20 protein-coding genes are annotated in these 19,193 nt (G+C 73.1%); 11 read left to right on the forward strand and 9 right to left on the reverse strand.

Annotation, left to right across the window (positions count from 1 at the left end; translation table 11 throughout):
- Positions 1-289 precede the first annotated feature (289 nt).
- The 3 genes from ACT7CP_RS08445 (at position 290) to ACT7CP_RS08455 (ending at position 2,748) form a co-directional block, all read left to right on the forward strand.
- On the forward strand, positions 290-1,012 hold the full coding sequence (locus ACT7CP_RS08445; protein ID WP_445441882.1) for a hypothetical protein: 723 nt from the start codon (positions 290-292) through the stop codon (positions 1,010-1,012).
- A 220-nt stretch (positions 1,013-1,232) separates the two neighbouring features.
- On the forward strand, positions 1,233-2,324 hold the full coding sequence (locus ACT7CP_RS08450) for a phosphate ABC transporter substrate-binding protein PstS (RefSeq protein ID WP_445441883.1): 1,092 nt from the start codon (positions 1,233-1,235) through the stop codon (positions 2,322-2,324).
- A 112-nt stretch (positions 2,325-2,436) separates the two neighbouring features.
- On the forward strand, positions 2,437-2,748 hold the full coding sequence (locus tag ACT7CP_RS08455; RefSeq protein ID WP_445441884.1) for a hypothetical protein: 312 nt from the start codon (positions 2,437-2,439) through the stop codon (positions 2,746-2,748).
- A 28-nt stretch (positions 2,749-2,776) separates the two neighbouring features.
- On the opposite strand, the gene ACT7CP_RS08460 is transcribed toward ACT7CP_RS08455, so the two are convergent.
- The 4 genes from ACT7CP_RS08460 to ACT7CP_RS08475 form a co-directional block, all read right to left on the reverse strand.
- Positions 2,777-3,553 (reverse strand): hypothetical protein, encoded by a 777-nt coding sequence (locus tag ACT7CP_RS08460; protein ID WP_445441885.1) that lies wholly within the window; start codon positions 3,551-3,553, stop codon positions 2,777-2,779.
- A complete protein-coding gene (locus ACT7CP_RS08465) occupies positions 3,550-4,575 on the reverse strand; it encodes a hypothetical protein (RefSeq protein ID WP_413962958.1) in 1,026 nt (341 codons plus the stop codon). The genes ACT7CP_RS08460 and ACT7CP_RS08465 overlap by 4 nt, the downstream gene beginning before the upstream one ends.
- Before the next feature lie 256 nt (positions 4,576-4,831).
- Positions 4,832-5,275 carry a hypothetical protein gene (locus tag ACT7CP_RS08470; protein ID WP_445441886.1) on the reverse strand — a complete coding sequence of 148 codons (444 nt, stop codon included), beginning with the start codon at positions 5,273-5,275 and terminating at the stop codon, positions 4,832-4,834.
- 331 nt (positions 5,276-5,606) lie between these two features.
- A complete protein-coding gene (locus ACT7CP_RS08475; RefSeq protein ID WP_413962956.1) occupies positions 5,607-6,062 on the reverse strand; it encodes a MarR family winged helix-turn-helix transcriptional regulator in 456 nt (151 codons plus the stop codon).
- Positions 6,063-6,129: 67 nt separating this feature from the next.
- Between ACT7CP_RS08475 and ACT7CP_RS08480 the strand changes: the two genes are divergently transcribed.
- Entirely contained in the window at positions 6,130-6,366 is a 237-nt protein-coding gene (locus tag ACT7CP_RS08480; RefSeq protein ID WP_445441887.1) for a hypothetical protein, read from the forward strand.
- Between the two features lie 147 nt (positions 6,367-6,513).
- Entirely contained in the window at positions 6,514-7,410 is an 897-nt protein-coding gene (locus ACT7CP_RS08485) for a dihydrodipicolinate synthase family protein (protein WP_413962955.1), read from the forward strand.
- A 275-nt stretch (positions 7,411-7,685) separates the two neighbouring features.
- Here the strand turns inward: ACT7CP_RS08485 and ACT7CP_RS08490 are convergent, their stop codons facing one another.
- The 3 genes from ACT7CP_RS08490 to ACT7CP_RS08500 all read right to left on the reverse strand — a co-directional run bounded on the left by ACT7CP_RS08490 (position 7,686) and on the right by ACT7CP_RS08500 (position 10,230).
- A complete protein-coding gene (locus ACT7CP_RS08490; protein WP_445441888.1) occupies positions 7,686-8,414 on the reverse strand; it encodes a GAF and ANTAR domain-containing protein in 729 nt (242 codons plus the stop codon).
- Between the two features lie 778 nt (positions 8,415-9,192).
- A complete protein-coding gene (locus tag ACT7CP_RS08495; protein ID WP_445441889.1) occupies positions 9,193-9,885 on the reverse strand; it encodes an SDR family NAD(P)-dependent oxidoreductase in 693 nt (230 codons plus the stop codon).
- A gap of 21 nt (positions 9,886-9,906) precedes the next feature.
- On the reverse strand, positions 9,907-10,230 hold the full coding sequence (locus ACT7CP_RS08500; RefSeq protein WP_445441890.1) for a putative quinol monooxygenase: 324 nt from the start codon (positions 10,228-10,230) through the stop codon (positions 9,907-9,909).
- A 154-nt stretch (positions 10,231-10,384) separates the two neighbouring features.
- Between ACT7CP_RS08500 and ACT7CP_RS08505 the strand changes: the two genes are divergently transcribed.
- Positions 10,385-11,236, forward strand: a complete 852-nt coding sequence (locus ACT7CP_RS08505) for a helix-turn-helix transcriptional regulator (protein WP_445441891.1) — start codon at positions 10,385-10,387, stop codon at positions 11,234-11,236.
- Between the two features lie 125 nt (positions 11,237-11,361).
- Here ACT7CP_RS08505 and ACT7CP_RS08510 read toward each other — a convergent pair whose 3' ends face one another.
- Both ACT7CP_RS08510 and ACT7CP_RS08515 read right to left on the reverse strand, forming a co-directional pair.
- Positions 11,362-11,811, reverse strand: a complete 450-nt coding sequence (locus ACT7CP_RS08510; protein ID WP_445441892.1) for a nuclear transport factor 2 family protein — start codon at positions 11,809-11,811, stop codon at positions 11,362-11,364.
- Positions 11,808-12,818, reverse strand: coding sequence for an NADP-dependent oxidoreductase (locus ACT7CP_RS08515; RefSeq protein WP_445441893.1), 1,011 nt, complete (start codon positions 12,816-12,818; stop codon positions 11,808-11,810). The genes ACT7CP_RS08510 and ACT7CP_RS08515 overlap by 4 nt, the downstream gene beginning before the upstream one ends.
- A gap of 95 nt (positions 12,819-12,913) precedes the next feature.
- On the opposite strand from ACT7CP_RS08515, the gene ACT7CP_RS08520 reads away from it, so the two are divergent.
- The 5 genes from ACT7CP_RS08520 to ACT7CP_RS08540 all read left to right on the forward strand — a co-directional run bounded on the left by ACT7CP_RS08520 (position 12,914) and on the right by ACT7CP_RS08540 (position 19,157).
- Entirely contained in the window at positions 12,914-13,474 is a 561-nt protein-coding gene (locus ACT7CP_RS08520; protein WP_445441894.1) for a TetR/AcrR family transcriptional regulator, read from the forward strand.
- A gap of 426 nt (positions 13,475-13,900) precedes the next feature.
- On the forward strand, positions 13,901-16,690 hold the full coding sequence (locus ACT7CP_RS08525; protein WP_445441895.1) for a beta-glucosidase: 2,790 nt from the start codon (positions 13,901-13,903) through the stop codon (positions 16,688-16,690).
- A 277-nt stretch (positions 16,691-16,967) separates the two neighbouring features.
- On the forward strand, positions 16,968-17,444 hold the full coding sequence (locus ACT7CP_RS08530) for a hypothetical protein (RefSeq protein WP_413962946.1): 477 nt from the start codon (positions 16,968-16,970) through the stop codon (positions 17,442-17,444).
- Positions 17,445-17,547: 103 nt separating this feature from the next.
- The gene (locus tag ACT7CP_RS08535) at positions 17,548-18,132 is read left to right on the forward strand and encodes a DUF305 domain-containing protein (RefSeq protein ID WP_413962945.1); all 585 of its coding nucleotides are present in this window, start codon (positions 17,548-17,550) and stop codon (positions 18,130-18,132) included.
- Positions 18,133-18,212: 80 nt separating this feature from the next.
- Positions 18,213-19,157 carry a M23 family metallopeptidase gene (locus tag ACT7CP_RS08540; RefSeq protein ID WP_445441896.1) on the forward strand — a complete coding sequence of 315 codons (945 nt, stop codon included), beginning with the start codon at positions 18,213-18,215 and terminating at the stop codon, positions 19,155-19,157.
- Positions 19,158-19,193 lie beyond the last annotated feature (36 nt).

The raw sequence follows: 19,193 nt of genomic DNA on the forward strand, positions 1-19,193 counted from the left end.
GACCGCCGACAGCGCCCCGGGGACACGAGATCGCGGGCCCGATGCCCCGGGTGCCCCGGCTCGAGCCGCCGGCCGGACTCGTCCGCACGTCGCCCCGGCCGGCAGCGACGTTCATCCTCGCGACGGAACAGGTTGCGGCCGCGTTCCTCCCCGCGGCGGGGAACCCGTGCCGAAGGGCCCGATCCTCACCCGGAGCGTCGTCGCCGGGTCCCGGCGCACCTAGCGTCGGCCGAGGGACGACACGCGACGGATCGCGTCGGATCCCGCCGACCAGGACGAGGAGCACGACATGACCGACTCACCCCGACAGCCCCCCACCGACCGCCGCCCGAGCTCGGGATCGGGTTCAGGATCGGCGTTCCAGCGCGTCGCGGTCACCGCCGCCGCGGCCTGCCTGCTCACCGGATCGATCATCGCGCTCGGATCCGCCGGGGTGCTCGCGGGGCCGACCCGGCCCGCCTCGGCCGAGGCCGCGGTGACGGCGCCCGCCGTCACCGCTCCCACCCAGGCGCCGAAGATCGTGTACTCGGAGGCCGACCTGGCCGCCTTCGCCTCCTCGGCGTACGCCGACGACGCCGTGAACCTCGCCGTCGTGTGGAGCGTGGACACGGAAGCCGCGCAGGGCAAGGCCGGAGCGAAGCTGCGGACCGGCCAGCCGCTGCCCTTCGGCCCCGACGAGGCGGCGACGGCGCCGTACTCGGACGAGCAGCAGCTCGCCGCGTTCTTCCTCGCCCGCGCCGACTACGAGGACGCCCTCGGCCTCGCCACCGTCTGGGGCTCGACCGAGCTGTTCGCCGCGAAGGCGCGGGTCGGCGGCCTGCTGCTCGCGCACGAGCCCGTCCCCGCGACCCCCTCCGCGTACACGGAGGAGCAGGACATCGCCGCGTTCGGCCTGGGCGGCTACTCCGACGCCGACGCGGTGCGCATCGCCGCCCTGTGGCAGAGCGACACCCGCACCGCGAAGGCGCGCGCCGGCGCGATGCTGCTGGCCGGCGAGATCCTGCCCCTCTGACAGCGGATCCGCTGCCGGATGTCAGCAGCGCCGCCGCCGATCCATGCAGCGCTGCGCACCTGCATCGACTCCACGTCGGACCCGCTGCTCGCGGGCGGCACCCCCGCACGACCCCCAACGGACGGACACCTCCCTTCCGTCCGCACGCGCATCCCCGCGGGCGATCGCGTCCGGCCCCGCGCCGGCCGATCGCGCGTCACTCGATCCCGAAAGGCTCCCCATGAACAGCACCCGCCTCAGCAGCGCAGCCGCACTCGCGGCGGCCGTCGCCCTGGCCCTGTCCTCCTGCGCGTCCAACGAGCCGCAGGCTCCGGCCGAGGGCGGAGACGGCCTGTCCGGCTCGATCAACGGCCGGGGCGCCTCCTCGCAGTCCTCCGCGCAGGAGGTGTGGCAGGCCGCGTTCCAGACCGCCAACCCCGGGGTCACCATCGGCTACGCGGGCGAGGGCTCGGGTGCCGGCCGCGACGGCTTCATGCAGGGCGGTCCGAACGACCAGTTCGCCGGCTCCGACCGCGCACTGAAGACCGACGAGCTCGAGGGCACGTTCGGCAACTGCGTCGACGGCGTCAAGCCGATCGACGTCCCCGCCTACATCTCGCCCATCGCGATGATCTTCCAGATCGACGGCGTCGATGAGCTCAACCTCGACGCGGCCACGGCGGCCGGCATCTTCAGGGGCACCATCACGAAGTGGAACGACCCGGCCATCGTCGCCCTCAACCCCGACGCCGGCATGCCCGACGCGGGCATCACCGCCGTGCACCGCTCCGACGACTCCGGCACCACCGAGAACTTCGCCGACTACCTCCACACCACCGCGCCCGACGTCTGGGACGCGGAACCGGACGGCGTCTGGCCCTACCAGGGCGGCGAGGCCGCTGCGCAGACCGCGGGCGTCGTCAGCCCCGTCACCGGTGGCACGAACACCATCGGCTACGCGGACGCGTCGAAGGCCGGCGAGCTCGGTGTCGCGAGGATCGAGGTCGGGGAGGAGTTCGTCAGCTACTCACCCGAGGCCGCTGCCGCGATCGTCGACGCCTCCCCGCAGGCCGAGGGCCGCGAGGACAACGACATCGTCTACGAGCTCGACTTCGCGACGCAGGAGGCCGGTGTGTACCCGATCGTCCTGATCAGCTACCTCATCGCCTGCCAGGAGTACGAGGACCCCGCCGTCGGCGAGATCGTGAGGGCCTACCTCAGCTACGTCACCAGCACCGAGGGCCAGCAGGCAGCGGCCGACCAGGCCGGCTCGGCGCCGCTGTCCGACGCCGTCGCCGCTCAGGTGAAGACCGCCGTCGAGTCCATCGAGTAGCAGGAGGACGACGAGCGGCGGACCGTGCGCCGTCGAGCAGGTGGCACGGGGCACCGCGCGGATCATCACCGCGGAGGACGCGTCCGCGAGGAGGCATCGGGAGGGTGGGAGCATGCCAGCCCTCCGAGATCCCCGCGTCCGCTTCCTGCCCTGGTCCGTGCTGGCGCTCGCGTGGATCGGGACGGTGGTCGCCGAGCAGCTGCTGCTCGGCGACACGGTCGGCTGCGAGCTCTCGCCCGGGGGATCGGTCTTCGGCGAGGCGGGATGGAGCTGGTTCCCCCTCGGCCGCACGTGCACCTGGCTCATCGACGGCGTCACGGTCGTGGATCGACCCGCGCTCACCGAGCTCCTCATCCCGGCGACGCTGGTCGCCTGGCTCGCGACCCTGCTGCGGGCCCCGAGCGTCCCACGCGCGTCCGGGTGAGCCGGGCAGCGCCCGGGGCGCGAGTCCCTCAGGCCGTCGGACCCCCGGATCGACCATCCGCTCGCGCCACGCGTCCGCGCCCCGCGGCCGGACGAGCCGGAGCCGGTGCGCCGCCCCGACCGTCCGCGCGCCCTCGCGCAGCGGCCGCCACCAGGAGCAGGATCCCGGCCAGGGCCGTCCAGGCCGCGACGACGGACTCGGTCCACGGCGTGGTGTCGTGGGACGCGAAGCCGACGAGCACGGGCGCAACGAAGAACATCGCGACGAGGTGCCCCGGCAGGGTCGTGCCGAGGAGGAGCGCGCACGCGGCGGCGGTCACGGGCCGGGTCCGGGCGTGGAGGACGACGAGCGCGATCAGGCTGACCGGCGCGAGCAGCCCCGGCACCGCCGCCACGAGCGTCGACTGCAGGACGGTCGGCGCGTGGATCAGCCCGGAGACGAGCGCATGCACTCCCAGGTACCCGAAGGAGCCGGCAGCCCCGACGACCGCCGGGATGACCGCTCGGTGACCTCGACTCCGCGCGTCGGCGAAGGCGAGCGGCAGCGCGCACGCGAGCAGCAGGCAGCCGATCCCGACCAGCTCCGCGGCGATGCCCAGGCTCTCCCACGGGTCCGCCGGGAACGTGTAGTCGAAGAGGTGGTCCTGGATGGAGTGGCCGCCGCGGAGGCGCCCGTCGTCGGGCCAGCGCTCGAGCGCCGCCCGCTGCTGGAGCCCGGCGGAGGCGAGCACGAGCACGGCTGCGAGCGCCGTCGCCGCCCTCCCCGTCGGGCCGACGGCCGGACGGCGCGTCCCCTCGCCTCTCATGGGCCCACGGTGGGTCGGGGCGATCCGCCTCGGGCGTCCTCCGGACGAACGGGCGATGTCGGCGGGGCGATCCGCGCGCGAGCCACGGGGGAGGCCGACGCCGACGGATCGACCCGGGCGACCGATGCGGCCACCGGTGCGGGCTGCTCGGCGTCGACGTCCGGCTCGTCGAACGGGAGGAACCGGACGGGGTACCCGGCGATGGCCAGGCCCGACGCCCTGATCCGCTCCCGGACGGCGTCGTGCGCATCGTCGGGTGCGACGACCTGCACCTTCGCGATGCCGTCCAGCTGCGCGCTGCCGTCGTCGGCGGAGAGGCTCGCGACCCCGTGCTCGGTGACGAGGCCGTCCAGCAGGACGAGCCAGCGATCGTGCTCGTCGGGCCCGATCGTGACCCCGACGGTCATCGAGTCGATCACCACGGGTCGGTCCGAGGCGAGCCCGGCCGCATCCCGCAGGTCGTCGGCGTGCGCGACGAGGGGCAGCATCGCGGCGACGTCGCCGATCCCGGGCTCGAGGGACGCGAGCGCGAGCACGCCGTCCTCCCGGATGCTCGGCTGCAGGTCGAGGCCCGGGACGAGGCGCCCGGCCGCGTCGGTGAGGCGCACGACGTCGAAGCCGGGATCGAGGCACCGGGATCCGCGCGCGTCGCTCGCCGCGGGGACCGCGTCGTGCACGGTGACGGTGGTGCCCGCACCGGTGTCGATCACGACCGACCAGGCGACGTCATCCGGATGCTCGGCCTCGCAGACGGCCGTGAGCGCCCCGGGGAGACCGGCCGCGTCGACCTCGAGCTGGATCCAGGAGTCCGGATCCAGGAACATCGGCGCCTCGACCCAGCGCTCGGAGTGCTGGACCCCGACGCCCGGGAGCGCCTCCATGCGCGACGTCAGCCGATCGAAGCCGGCGTCCGGTCGCGCGAAGTGCCTCTCGTCGATCGTCCAGCCGAGCAGCACCAGCGCACCGCCGAGCAGGCCGACCCCCACGAGGCCGACGACGAGGACCCGGGGTCGCGTCACCATGGCCCAGGGTCGCACCCGGCTCCGGGTCCGCGGGAGGCCGGCGCGTGGACGCCCGCCGAAGATCCGGAGACGGACGGATGGCCGCGGTCGGCCGGCACACGGGCGTCCCGGACGCGGGGCGACCGGGGGAGGGCTCTCCGGGTGGTGGACGGGCGGCTGCGGGTGTGGAGCACATCCAGGCGCGCGCGGAGGCCTCGCAGTCCACCTGGGGCGGCGAGCGCCAACCGTCGCGATGCTGCAGCTCGACGGATGTCGCTCAGCGTTCGTCGGCGAGGGGCTCGACTCCGCCGGCGAAGAACGTCTCACCGGGGCAGTCGGTGGGTTGTCCGGGCTGTCGATCCTGCGCGTACCCGCCGACCATCTCGAGCTCGTCGCCGAGCGCGAAGCTCTGGTCGCCGACGCTGAGGGTCCCGCCGTCCCAGCTCGCGGGGCGCGGCACGACGACGGGGACGCCGCCCACGCGGACGCATCCGTCCTCGAAGGACAGGGGGCCGGCGAGCCGGGCCGTGAAGGAGACGTGGCTGCCGTCCGCGGCCCGATCCTGCTCGACGGTCAGGAGGCCGTCGTCGAAGCTCATGCGCGGGGTCGCCGTCGGAGATGGCGTGACCGCCGGAGCGGGTGCGCTCGTGCTGGGCTGAGAGCAGCTGGACAGGGCGATGAGCATCGCACCGGCCGCAGCGGCAGCGAACGCGTTCCTCATCGGCAGCTCATCTCGGTTCTGGGTGGGGACCCGGGGGTGACACCCGCGGATGCGCAGGTCATCGCGGTCCCCCTGCTCGGGAAGCTACCGCCGTACCTCGTCACCCGCACCCCCCAGTGACGGGGATCACGATCCGATGCCCGGGTGCGCCCGGCCGTCACGCCCGGTCGAGACGGGGCGGGCGTCCGACAGGTGGACCCCGGCCATGGCATCTACGCGACGACGACCCGACATCCACGCGACAGGTGATCGCGGCCCCCGTGGGGGATGGCCAGGAACTCCGGCGAACGCCTCCGGAGGGAGATCCCCCCGCCCCGACACCCCGGCCGCACTAGATCGCGACGGACCCCGCAGGGGCGGCCCCGAGGCGGTCGACGAAGCCGCGCAGGGAGTCGCGGAGCTGCGTGAGCTCGGCGATCGACATCCCGGTGCGGGCGGCGATGCGGCCCGGCACGTGCTCGGCCTGCTCCCGCAGCGCGCGCCCGGCGTCGGTGAGGGTCACGCGCACGACGCGCTCGTCCTCGTCGCTGCGTGCTCGTCGCACGAGCCCGGCGGCCTCGAGGCGCTTCAGGAGGGGCGTCAGCGTCGCCGGCTCGAGCTGGAGGGCGCCGCCGAGGTCGGAGATCGACCGGCCGTCGCGCTCCCAGAGCGCGAGCATGACGAGGTACTGCGGATGCGTGAGGCCGAGCGGCTCGAGGATCGGCCGGTAGAGCGACACGACGGTCCGAGCTGCCAGGACGGCCGCGAAGCACACCTGGTTGTCGAGGGTCAGGGGATCCGCGCTCATCTCATGTCCCGCTTCCTTCGTCCGCCGCCGGTGCACCCGCGATGATTTACCGCGTACACTTAATACTATGACACGCGGTACCAGGGACGAGGACGGCAAGCCACGCGAGCGCGGGTTCGGTGCGGCCGTCGAGAGGTTCAACCAGCGGCTGCGGCCGTACCTCGGTGCGCCGCCGCTCGGGCCGTACACCGACGACCCGGTGCCGGTGCCGAGGTCGCAGCTGTGCCCGATGTGCGGGAAGCCGATGCCGGACCACGACATCGATCGCTCGGGAGCTCGCACGCAGGTGCATTGCCCCGCCTGACGCGCTCGCACGCCATCGAGCGCGGAGGGCTCCGAGCCGATCGCTCCTGGTGACGGGGCTCCTGCCGGACGCGCGGGTCGGCTCTGGCACAGTGATCCGGACAGCCCCGTCCGGGCGCTGATCCCCTCGACCAGATCGGACGTCCCCATGCTCACCGGTCTCAGCGCCTTCCCCCTGACGCCGCTGCGCGACGGCGCACTCGATGCGGCCGCGTTCGCGGGACTCGTCGAACGCGCTGCTGCTGCCGGCGTCGACTCGATCACCGCGCTCGGGTCCACCGGCTCGTACATGTACCTCGACCGCGAGGAGCGCCGCCGCGTGGCGACCGCCGCGGTCGACCACGCGGGGGAGACCCCGGTGATCGTCGGCATCGGGGCGCTCCGCACGTCGCAGGTCCTCGCGCTGGCCGAGGACGCCCAGCAGGCGGGCGCGAGCGCGGTCCTGCTGGCGCCCGTGACGTACCAGGCCCTCTCGGACGACGAGGTGCACGGCCTGTTCGAGGACGTGACGGCGGCGCTGTCGGTGCCGCTGATCGTCTACGACAACCCCGGCACCACGCACGTGACCTTCACCGATGACCTCTACGCGCGCATCGCGCAGCTGCCGCACGTCGCGTCGATCAAGATCCCCGGCGTCCCGGCGGATCCGGCCGAGGCCGCCGCGCGCGTGCGGGCCATCCGGGACCGCGTGCCGGCGTCCGTCACGATCGGGGTGTCGGGCGACGCCTCCGCGGCGACGGGGCTGATCGCCGGATGCGACGCGTGGTACTCGGTCATCGGCGGCACGCTGCCCGCGCCGGCCCTCACCATCACGCGCGCGGCATGCGCCGGCGACCACGCCGCTGCGTCGGCGGAGTCGGCGCGGCTGCAGCCGCTGTGGGACCTGTTCGCCGAGCACGGCGGCAGCTACCGCGTGGTCGCCGCGATCGCCGAGCACCTGGGCCTGGTCGCCCCCGACTGCCTGCCGCGGCCGGTCCGTGGACTGGACGCGGCTGGTCGGGCGCGCGTGGCGCAGCTCGTGGACGCGCTGGATCTCCGCGGGTAGCTCGCGCGCTCGTCCGCTCGTGCTAACGGCCGCCGGGCACGTGGCGTTGGCACCGTCGCCACAGCTCCGCCGTACGAGCGGCCGACGAGCATCTCGGGGCCGTCGAGGACGTCGCGGGTCGCTGCGGCGTCGGCGGCGAGCGACTCCGTGGCGTGCGGCGCGAGCCGGACATCGAGGCCGTCGGCGCGGAGTTCGTCGTACCCGCCCCGCACTACCTGCGCGGTCCGGCAGCAGTGCCCGTGCTCGGGCGAAGAGCCGATGCGCGGTGACGCTCGTCAGGCGGCCGGACCGGGCACGTCGAGCACGACGCCCCCGTCCACGATCGAGCGGGCGACCTCCGTCATCTTCGTCGCGTGCGACCGCGAGTGATCCCGGATCATCTCGAACGCCTGACCCACGTCGATCCCCTGGGCCTGCGCGACGAAGCCCTTCGCCTGCTCGATCACGACGCGGCTGTCGAGCGCGCGCTGCAGCTGCTGGCGCCCGGAGTTCGCCTCGTCGAGGGTGCGCTGCTGCAGGACGCTGATCGTCGCGACGTCCGCCAGGGCCTGCGCGGCGCGCGCGTCCGCGCCGTTCAGCGGGCCCTCCGACTCGCGGAAGAGGTTCAGCGACCCCACGACCTCGTCGCGGAGGCGGAGGGGGATGGCGTGGACCCCCGCGTATCCCGACTCGCAGGACGCCTCCGTGAAGAGCGGCCAACGGCGTCGCATCTCCGCGCTGTCCTCCACCGTCACGAGCTGGCCGGTGGCGCACGCGTCGAGGCACGGGCCCTCTCCGGCGTTGAGCTGCGAGAGGCCGATGAACTCGCTCCGGTGGCTCGTCGAGGCCACGACCTGCAGCGCACCGCGTCCGTCGTAGAGGTGGATCGCGCCGGCCGAGGCGTCGAACAGCTCGACGGCCCGATCCACGAGCGTGTGGAGGACGTCGGCGGTGTCGTAGTCGGCGACGAGCGTGTCGGTCAGGGTGACGAACGTCTCGACGAGCTGGGTCTCACGGAGGACCATGGCGAGGGGGCTCTCTCTTCGGAGCGGACGGTGATCATCCAGGTTAAGACGCCCGGCCGGCCATCACCGACGGGCGTCGGCATCGCGGCGACGGTCACGCCTGCACCGCGCAGGGGCGATGCACGCCTGTCCGGACCATCTCCGACCCGTCTCGACGGAGGAGCGCGTGGACGGGGTCGCCGTTCCCGATCTCCCACGCGAGCGGCGCAGGCCCCTGCGGTCTCCTTCGTCGACACCGGCGACCACGAACGGCGACCATGAGCGACGTGCGGCGAGGTGCAGGGGATCCGGCGAGGGGCGTCGGTCGCACCGAGTCCGAGCCCGGCGAGCGCGCGAGCGCCGACCGGGCCCAGCTCACAGCCGTCCGGGTTCGGGCCTGACGACTGTTGTGTTCGAGATCGCGTCGCGTGGGGGGCGTGCTCCTGCGACGGGATGCGACATCCCCAGCAACGGGTAATCATCGGGGACTGGTTGGAACGTAGGCCCTCGACCGCCGAAGCGCCATAGCGGAGGGGAAGTGGGGTACACGTGCGCACGGATGTCCGCTCTCCTGTCGACACGAAGCCGGAGCCGCGGCCGCGACCGGAGCTCCGCGGCGGCCGGTTGGAGATCCGCATCCGCGACACCGCTCGGCACACCGGGAGGGCTGCGGTCGCGTGCCGTGCTGGGCCGCCCGGCTGCCCGTCGCGTCGACCTCGTGCGTCTCCCTCCGCGCCTGCTCGACGACGCGCGCGACCGTCGAGCAGGCGGGGAGGGCCCGATCAGCGAGCCGTCATCGCTACCAGGGCAGCACGCCATCGCGGTCGGTCACCGTCCCCGTGGGCGTGTCAGCTCCCCGGGTCGCGATGCGGACCGCGGCGTCGGCGCCGTCCTCGACGGCGTGCCCGAGGTCCCCGGTGAACTCCGTCGCCGTCTGCCCGGGGTCGACCGCGTTGAAGCGGACGTCCGGGGTCGCCTTCGCGTACTGCATGGTCAGCATCGTCACGGCGGTCTTCGACGACCCGTAGGCGGCGAGCGGGTACTGCGACTCGATGCGCTCGGGGTCGTGGATCATCGTGAACGACCCCAGCCCGCTCGTGACGTTGACGACCGAGGGGTGCGCTGCCTGTCGGAGGAGCGGCAGGAACGCGTTGGTGACGCGGACGACGCCGAACACGTTCGTCTCGTACACGACGCGGATCTGATCGACGGTCATGTCCTCGGGGGACGTGACGTCGCCGAGGATGCCGGCGTTGTTGATGAGCACGTCGAGATGGCCCGCCAGCTCTCGGACCGTGTCGACCGCCGCGGCGACCGATGCGTCATCCGTGACGTCGAGCTGCACGGAGGAGGCGCCGAGCGCGTGGGCGGCCTCGCGGCCGCGTCGCGCGTCCCGGGCGCCGATCCACACGGTGTGGCCGGCAGCGATGAGGCGGCGGGCCGTCTCGTAGCCGATGCCCCTGTTCCCGCCGGTGATGAGGGTGATGGTCATGGTTCTCCTCGGAGTGCGTCGTCAGTGGGTGGGGCGGAAGGGGCGGAGGAGGGTGATGCCGTCCTCGATCGATCCGTCGATGAGCTCGAGCATCTGCGGGACGAGCTCCTGCATGCGGGGCGCGCTCAGATGGGCGTCGAGGTGCTCCCGGGTCTCCCAGCGCTCGTAGATCACGAACGCGCCCGGCGTCCCGTCGACCTCGTGGGCTTCGTAGTCGATGTTGCCGGCGTCGTTCCGGGAGGGGGTGACGGCGGCGGTGATGAAGGCCTTGAGGTCCGCTTCCCTCCCCGGCGTGGCCTTCGTCTGCCAGATGACGGTGACGTATCCACCTGCTGTTGCGGTCATGTGCGTGCCTCTCCTGTAGGTCGTGGGATCGAGCGTGCGCTCCCGCGGGTCGGCGAGCCAGGGAAGGATCGTGCTACCCGGGGCCGCGCGAGGTGGGCGTGCATGGGACGACCGGTGCCACGCTGCGCATCGTCGGGCGGGGGAGGATGGGGCCGTGCCCGTTGACGTCGATTCCCTCGCCGGGCTCCTCCGCGCCTGGCGGGGCCGCCTCCAGCCCGGCGACGTCGGGATCGAGTCCTACGGCCGAAGGAGGACAGCGGGCCTCCGCCGCGAGGAGCTCGCACAGCTCGCCGGCGTCAGCATCGACTACGTGATGCGCCTGGAGCAGGGGCGCTCCCGCACCCCGTCGGCGCAGATCGTGGCGTCCCTCGCCCGCGCGCTGCAGCTCGACCGGCCCGAGACCGAGCTGTTCCACCGCGCTGCGGGATTGGCGCCGCCCGGCACCGGCGTCGTCTCGCACCACATCCCGCCGGGGGTGCAGCGGATGCTCGTCCGCATGTCCGACCTGCCGCTCGCCGTCTTCGCCGCCGACTGGACGCTCCTCCACTCGACCCCGCTGTGGCGGTCGCTGTTCGGGGCGCCATCGGTGGCGAGCGATCCCGGGCAGAACCTCATCGTGCAGACCTTCGTGGACGACAGCATCGCCGGCATCGCGACCGCCCACGGAGGGCCGGACGCGTTCGAGCGCGCACTCGTCGCCGACCTCCGCCGGTCCGCCGCGACGCTCGGCGGGGATCCGCGCTTCCGGTCCTTCATCGACCGCATCAGCGATCAGAGCCCTCGCTTCGCCGCCCTCTGGCGCGAGGGCCGTGCCGCTGCCCACCAGTCATCGGTGAAGACCGTCCACCACCCGCTCGTCGGCGACGTCACCCTCGACTGCGACGTCGTCACCGTGCCGGACTCCGACATCAAGCTCGTCGTCTACTCCACGACGGCGAGCGGTCCCGACGCGGACAAGCTCGACTTCCTGCGGGTCACCGCCATCCGGTCCGCGATCGCGACGTGAGACGGAGCGGACCGGACGCCTGAGCACGGCGCCGATCGTCCGGGGGATCGGCGCCGCACCCCATCGGCGTCCGCCCCACGTGCACGGCCCGGCCGCCTGCTCGCCCGGTCCGTCGCCGCAGGCGGTCAGGCGGCAGGTGTGCTGTCGAACTCGACGGCGAGGGCGAGGATCCTCCACCGGTCCGCATCCCGGACGAGCCGCAGCCGGATGGTGCCCGTGCCGACGATGGTGACCGATCCGCTCACGACCGACATCAGCACGAGGTACCCCCTGGCCTCGACCTCGCCCTCATCCCCGCCGCCCGGGAGGACGTCGACGTTCGTCACGACGTGCCGCTGGCGCTCCTCGGGCGTGCGCGGCGCACCGCGCACGAAGTCGAGGATCGCGGTGCGCCCCTCGATGAGCGCGAGCGCCGGCTGTCCGGCCGTGGTGAACGTCCAGGTGGCGGCGACGTCGTGGAGCGCCTCGAGGGCGGCGAGGTCGTGCTCGTCCAGGGCGGCCGCGTAGCGGGCGAGGACCACCTGGGCGGCGAGATGGCGGTCGACCTCGGTCACCGTGGAGCTCGGGGCGCTCATGCGACGGTCAGCACGATCTTGCCCTGGAGGTGACCCTCGTCCGCGCGCACGTGGGCGGCGACGGCCGACGCCAGGGGGAACGTGCCGTCGATGGCGACCCGCACCGCTCCGGCCGCCGCCAGCTCGCCGATCCGGGCGAGCTGGCCACCGTTCGCCTGCACCTGGGTGCTGGACACGGTGACGTCCCTCTCGGCGGCGTCGGCCGGGTCCACGGGGCCGAAGAAGACCGGGTACAGCGCCCCGCCCGGGACGACGGAGCGTAGGAAGCGCCCGGTCGTCGGCCCTCCGACGCTGTCCACGACGAGGTCGAAGCCCTCGGGGACCTCGTCAGCGCCGACGGTCGTGTAGTCGATGACCTCATCGGCGCCGAGACCGCGGAGGAAGGCCTCGTGCCGTCCGGACGCGATCGCCGTGACGTGAGCGCCCTTCCACTTCGCCAGCTGCAGGGCGATGTGCCCGACGCCGCCCGCCGCCCCATTGACGAGCACCCGCGACGACGCGCCGAGGGGCACCGGCCGGTGGACCGTCCCCTGGAACGGCGGGACCACGCCGGCGCCGTTGTCCACGAGGAGCTGCCACGCGGTCAAGCCGGCCATCGGGAGCGCCGCGGCGTGGATGTGGTCCAGGCCGACGGGCGTGAGGGCCAGATCCGAGGCGGGCGCGGCCACGTACTCGGCGTACGCCTCACCGAGGGCCCCGGGGAAGCGGATCAGTCCGAACACCGCCTGGCCCTCGGCGAAGGACGTGACGTCGTCGGCCACGGCCACGACCACGCCCGAGATGTCGGACCCCAGGATGACGGGGAAGGGGACGTGCGGTCGGAGCTCCGGGGGCAGGATCCGCATGCCGTCGCGGAGGTACCGGTCCGGCGGGTTGACGCCCACGGCGTGCACCCGGACGAGCACCTCGCCGGCCTGGAGCTCGGGGATCGGGACGCGCTCGTAGCGGAGGACCTCGGGTCCTCCCGCCTCGTGCACTCGGATCGCATCCATCATGTCGTCGGTCATCGTGGCTCCTGTCGTCGGGGCCGCATTAAGCTAAGCGGTGCGGTGGTCCGAATATACGGACCACTGGTTCGTTTTGTCAATGCGAGGAGCGCCGGATGCGGGCTGATGCCGCCAAGAACTACAGCCGACTCCTCGAGGTGGCCCGCGAGGTCGTGGCCGAGCAGGGCGTCGACGCCTCCCTGCGGGACATCGCCCGGCGAGCCGATGTCGGGTTCGCCACGCTGCTCCGCCACTTCCCGACGAGGGACGCCCTCCTGGAGGCCCTGCTGCGCGCGGGCTTCGACGACCTGGCGGTGCGGGCGAGCAGCGCGGATCCCGAGCAGGACCCGGGATCCGCGCTCGCGGGATGGCTCCGCGACTTCGTCGCATGCGCCGCCACCTACCGCGGGGTCGTCGAGCTCATGACGTCCGCCCTGGACGATCCGGAGTCCGCTCTCCACGATTCGTGCGCGGCGATGAAGACGGCCGGATCCGAGCTCCTCGCCCGCGCCCAGGCGGCAGGTGCCGCCCGCACCGATCTGGACGGCATCGGCCTGTTCGGCTTGGCCGGCGCCGCCGCCTGGATCCACTCGCAGCCCGCCCTCGTCGCCCATGCCGATCCCCTCGGGGCGTTGATCACCGACGTGATCTTCGACGGGCCGGCGAAGGCGACCTGACGACTCGGCGAGCGCCTCGCGGAGGAGGGGATCGTCGCCGAGCCGGGGGGGCGCACGGTCGTGCCCCGCGAGGTCCCGCCCGGGGACCATCCGCGCGGCCCCCTATCCGCAGAACGACACGCAGGACGCGCACTTCCCCTCCATACCGGCGCGCCGGGGAGGGGACCGCAGCACCCTTTTGCATCCGCGGATTGGTAACACCTATGCTCGCCCTGCGCGTTTACCCGACGCGCTGACGCGGTCCCCGCACCGCGATCCCCACTCCGCACTCCCGCCTCGCCGTCGAGATCCTCTCTCCGCATCGCGCTGGCCGAGTCGTACGACTTCACGTGACGTCCGACCACGGCCTCGATCGGAACGCTCCCCTCGAGCGCGCGAGGGGTGAACGACGCTCGCGAGCGGGTTGCTCCACCCGAACGGAACCCTGTGTCGAACATCCCCCGACCTCGGAAGCGGCGCGCTGCAGCCGCCCTCTCCGGCGTCCTCGCCCTCTCCGTCGCCCTCGGAGGCGGCATCTCCGCCTCCGCCGCGCCGAAGCCCGATTCCCCCGCCGATCCGAAGTCCGACTCCCGCTCGCACGGTCGCGCCGCCAATTCCGAGGCAGCCCGGAAGGCCATCGCGAACGGATCCGGCAAGGCCACGAAGGTCGCGCCCGTCGACGGTCCGTGGATGGACACGAAGCTGTCCTCCGACCAGCGCGCGGACCGGCTCCTCGCGCAGATGACCCTCGAGGAGAAGGTCACCCGCCTGCACGGGGAGTTCAGCGGAGAGACCGCCTTCTACATCGCGCCGCTCGCCCGCCTCGGCATCCCGGCGCTGCTCCTCACCGACGCGGGAGCCGGAGTCCGGGTCACGAACTCCACCACCAACCGCGGCGAGGCGACCGCGCTCCCGGCCCCCATCGCCCTGGGCGCGACGTGGGACACCGATCTCGCCACCGCGTACGGCGACGTGCTGGGCACCGAGACCCGCGCGACCGGCCAGAACGGACTGCTCGGCCCGACCGGCGACCTCGTGCGCGATGCGCGCTGGGGACGCCAGTTCGAGTCGCTCGGCGAGGACCCGCGCCTCGTCTCCGCACTGCTCGCCGCGCAGGTCGAGGCCGTCCAGTCGCACGACGTGGTGGCCACGGTGAAGCACCCGGCCGCCTACAACGAGGAGACCAGCCGTCTCGCCGGCGGCAACGTCGACGTCACCGAGCGGGCTCTCCGCGAGGTCTACCTCGCTCCCATCGAGGCGGCCATCGACGCCGGCGTCGGCTCGGCCATGTGCTCCTTCAACAAGGTCAACGACGTCTACGCGTGCGAGAGCGCCGAGGTCTTCGACATCCTCAAGGAGGACTACGGCTTCGCCGGCTTCATCCAGACGGACTACGCCGCCGCCCACAGCACGGACCGCGCCGCCAACGCCGGCCTCGACGTCGAGTTCCCCGCCGGGAACTACTTCGGCCAGGCCCTCATCGACTCCGTCAAGGCGGGGCGCGTGAGCACGGCCACCATCGACGACAAGGTGCACCGCGTCCTCCGCACCATGTTCGAGTTCGGCTCGTTCGACACCCCCATCGCGATCACCGCCCTCCCCGAGGCGGCGGACGGCGCCGTCGCCCGCCAGGTCGCCGAAGCCGGCACCGTGCTGCTGAAGAACGGCACGCCCGCCGGAGCCAAGGCCCCGGTCCTCCCGCTGTCCTCGTCGATCCGGTCCCTCGCGGTGATCGGTGCCGACGCGGATGCCCTGGCCACCGGTGGCGGCAGCTCGGTCGTCAAGCCGACCTACTCCGTGACGCCCCTCGACGCCCTGACGGCTCGTGCGGGCAAGGGCGTGAAGGTGACCTACGCCGAGGGGACCGACCCGGTCGGCCCCGCGCACACCCTCAGCGGCGCCGCGGTCCCCTCCTCGGTGCTCGCTCCCCTCGGGCAGCCCACCGCGACGGGCGTCACCGCCGAGTACTGGTTCAACTCCGACCGCACCGGCGCTCCCGCCGTCACGCGCAACGAGGACCAGATCGCCCTCAGCGGCGGGTTCCTCGCGCTGAGCGGACTGTACGGATCGTCCGTGCCGAAGGTGCCCGGATACGAGTTCGGCGGACCCCTGTCCGCCCGCTGGAAGGGCACCATCACCGCTCCGGCCACGGGTCGTTACACGCTGTCGCTGACGGGCTTCGGCAGCGCGAGGCTCTTCCTCGACGGCACGCAGGTCATCGACGCGTCGGACCCGCACGCCGTGCGCACCGACACGGGGGCCGCGCTGCAGCTGCGCGCCGGTGAGGCGCACGACCTCCGCGTCGAGTACGTGAACGACGCGTACGACCCCGACCAGGAGAGCGGGGCCGATCTGGTCATGACCTGGACGCACCCGGACGGCATCGTCACCCCCGCCGTCGCCCAGGCCGTGGCCGCGGCCAAGGCCTCGGACGTCGCCGTCGTCGTCGCTCGCGACTACGTCGGCGAGGGGCGCGACAAGTCGACCCTGACGCTGGCCAACGAGCAGGACGCCCTCATCAGCGCCGTCGTGAAGGCCAACCCCCGCACCGTCGTCGTGCTCACCACGAGCGGCTCGGTGAACACCCCGTGGGCGGCGCAGGTCCCCGCGGTCGTCGAGGCGTGGTACGGCGGGCAGGAGCAGGGCAACGCCATCGCCTCCGTGCTCTTCGGTGACGTGAACCCCTCGGGCAAGCTGCCGGTGACCTTCGCCACGAGCGACAGCGCCACGCCGACCTCGGACGTCGCGTCGTTCCCCGGGATCGATCGCACCGCGACCATCTCGGACGGCGTGAACATCGGGTACCGCGCGTACAAGGCGGAGGGCATCGCCCCTCAGTTCGCCTTCGGTCACGGGCTCAGCTACACGACGTTCGGGTACTCCGGCTTCAAGGCGACCACCTCCGGCAAGCCGGTGAAGAACGGCGGCACGGCGGACGTGTCCGTCACGGTCGACCTGAAGAACACCGGCACCCGCGCGGGGACCGAGACGGTCCAGGTCTACGTCGGAGCGCTGCCGACCTCGGTCCCGACGCCTCCGCAGCAGCTCGCCGGCTTCGCGAAGGTCGACCTCGCCACGGGCGCGTCCACCAAGGTCAAGGTCGCGCTCGACGCGCGCGCCTTCTCCTACTGGGACAGCGCCGCCGACCGCTGGGTCACTCCGACCGGGACCGTGCCGGTGTACGTCGGCACCTCGTCGGGCGACATCCGCCAGCAGGGGACCGTCTCGATCCGCTAGTCCGGTCCGACCTCCGACAGGCCCGCACCCCCACCGGGGTGCGGGCCTGTCGCATGCCGGGACCTGCGCGATGGCACGGGTGGCGGGCGGTCGTCGCGTCACGGTCCGCAGCCGGGCCGTCGCCCCTCCGATGAGGGCGTCCGCGTGCGAGCTCCGGGAGCCGACCCGTGGGTGGCGCCGAGGGGTCCGGATCACGAACAGCGCCCGGCGCTCGCGTCACGATCGGGTAACGTACGCCGGGTACGCGCCGCGACGGGAAGGAGCTCGCATGGTCCCCGTGTCGACTCCGACCCTCCACGACCGCCTCGCGGGTGCCCCGTTCCTCGGTTCGCTGGTGAAGCTCGTCGCCCTGATCGCGATCGTCGTGGGCCTCGTCGTGATGAGCCCGACGGCGCAGGGCTGGGGCGAGTCGATGGGCACGCCGCACGTGCACTCGGCTGATGACCTGCACGCGCACGGCACCGGCCACGGCGTGGCCGACAGCCGTGCGGATGCCGCGGTGGAGCCCGCCTTCGTCGCCGAGGCGCCTGCGTCGGACCTCGTCTCCGCCGGGATGCTCGGCGGCGTGGTCCTGGTGGCTTCCGCGACCCTCCTGCTCCTGGCTGCCCTCGGCATCGCCCTCCTCCGCGCGCTCCGCCGTGCCCCGCACGTCGACGACCCGCTCGGCCGTCGGCTCCCTCCCCGCATCGCCCGGCACGCGGCATGGCTGCCGCCCCCGCCCACGCCTGCCGCGCTGTCCGTCTTCCGCATCTGACCCGTCCTGCAACGACCCGAGACCCGGGCGGATCCGTCGCGCCACGCGCGCTGCACGGATCCTGCCCTGCCATCCCGATCGCAGGAACAGGACCAGACAGACGATGACGACCACCACCCCGATCCTCCGCGCCGGCATCGCCCTCGCGGCCGCGCTGACACTCGCCGGCTGCGCTGCCGGCGACACCGGAGCGACACCCGAGAGCAGCACCGCCGCCGAAGCCGAGAGCGGACGCAGCACCGTGAATGACGCGGACGAGATGTTCGTGCAGATGATGCGCCCGCACCACGAGCAGGCCATCGAGATGAGCGACATGCTCCTGGGCACGACCGGCATCAGCGGGGAGGTCACCGCGCTGGCGACGGAGATCAGGGACGCGCAGGTGCCGGAGATCGAGCAGCTGAGCGCCTGGGCTGACGAGTGGGGCGTCGAGGAGATGCCCGGCATGGACCACGGCATGGACGGCATGGTGTCCGACTCCGACATGCAGGAGCTCGACGAGGCCGAGGGCGCCGAGGCTGAGCGGCTGTTCCTCGAGCACATGATCGAGCACCACACCGGCGCCGTCGAGATGGCGCAGACCGAGATCCAGGACGGTCGGAACGCGGCCGCCATTGAGATGGCGGAGGACATCGTCGCCACCCAGGAGGACGAGATCTCCCGCATGCGCGCCCTCCTCGGGTCCTAGCGTCCCCTCCTCTCCTGCTCCCGCGCAGCGCGGACGGTCACGCCCTGATGCCGTCCTGCCTGCCCTCTGAAAGGCACTCATTGCTCCACGAGACACCCCCCACGCGCACGCCCAGCGAGCGCCGTCCCCGCGTCGCTCCGCCGGCTCGCGGCACCGCCACCCGACGCACGACGTTCGAGCACCCCGAGCCCGCTCCGAACATCGGCCGGTCCCTCACCTGGCAGCAGGAGGCACGCCGCCGTGCCCGCATGATCCAGGCGCACGCCGCACCGGCGACGAGCGGACGCCGCACCGGCACCAGCCCATGGAGGACCGCCGTCGGCGCGATGCTCGCCGCCGGCGCGATCGCCGTGACCTACGGCCTCCCGGCGTACGCCGTCCCGGACGACATCACCGGCGGCGCCGTCACCGTCCACGATCCCGACACCGGTGAGATCCAGACCCTGCAGGTCGACGGCGCCTCCTACGCCGTGATCGCGGAAGCGGGCTTCTCCGTCACGCTGCCGCCGCCTCCGCCGCCGCCCGTGGTCCCCGTCCAGACGCTCAGCACCACCCCGTCCGGCGCCGACAGCAGCGGCGCGCGGTCGACCGCCGTCCCGGCCGGGACGGACGTGCGCTGGCCGATCCCGTCGTCCCTGAGGATCTCGAGCCCCTTCGGCCCGCGTGCCTCCCCGTGCTCGGGGTGCTCCTCCAACCACCAGGGCCTCGACTTCACCCCCGGGAACGGCGCCGCGATCCAGTCCATCGCGGCAGGAGTCGTCCGCCAGGTCGTGAGCTCCAACTCGGGGCTCGGCGTGCATGTCGTCATCGATCACGAGATCGGCGGGAAGCGGGTCAGCAGCACGTACGCGCACATGCAGTTCGGATCCGTGCCGCTGCGCGCGGGGCAGGTCGTGGCGGCCGGTGACCCCGTCGGCCGTGTCGGCACGACCGGTGCCAGCACCGGTCCGCACCTGCACTTCGAGATCGCGTACGGGTCGAAGCGCGTCGATCCCCACCAGTGGTTGATCACCAACGTGCGATGAGCTCACATCCCTCCGGGTCCGGACCCGCCGGCGGGT

It is taken from the genome of Clavibacter rahimiani (assembly GCF_052654495.1).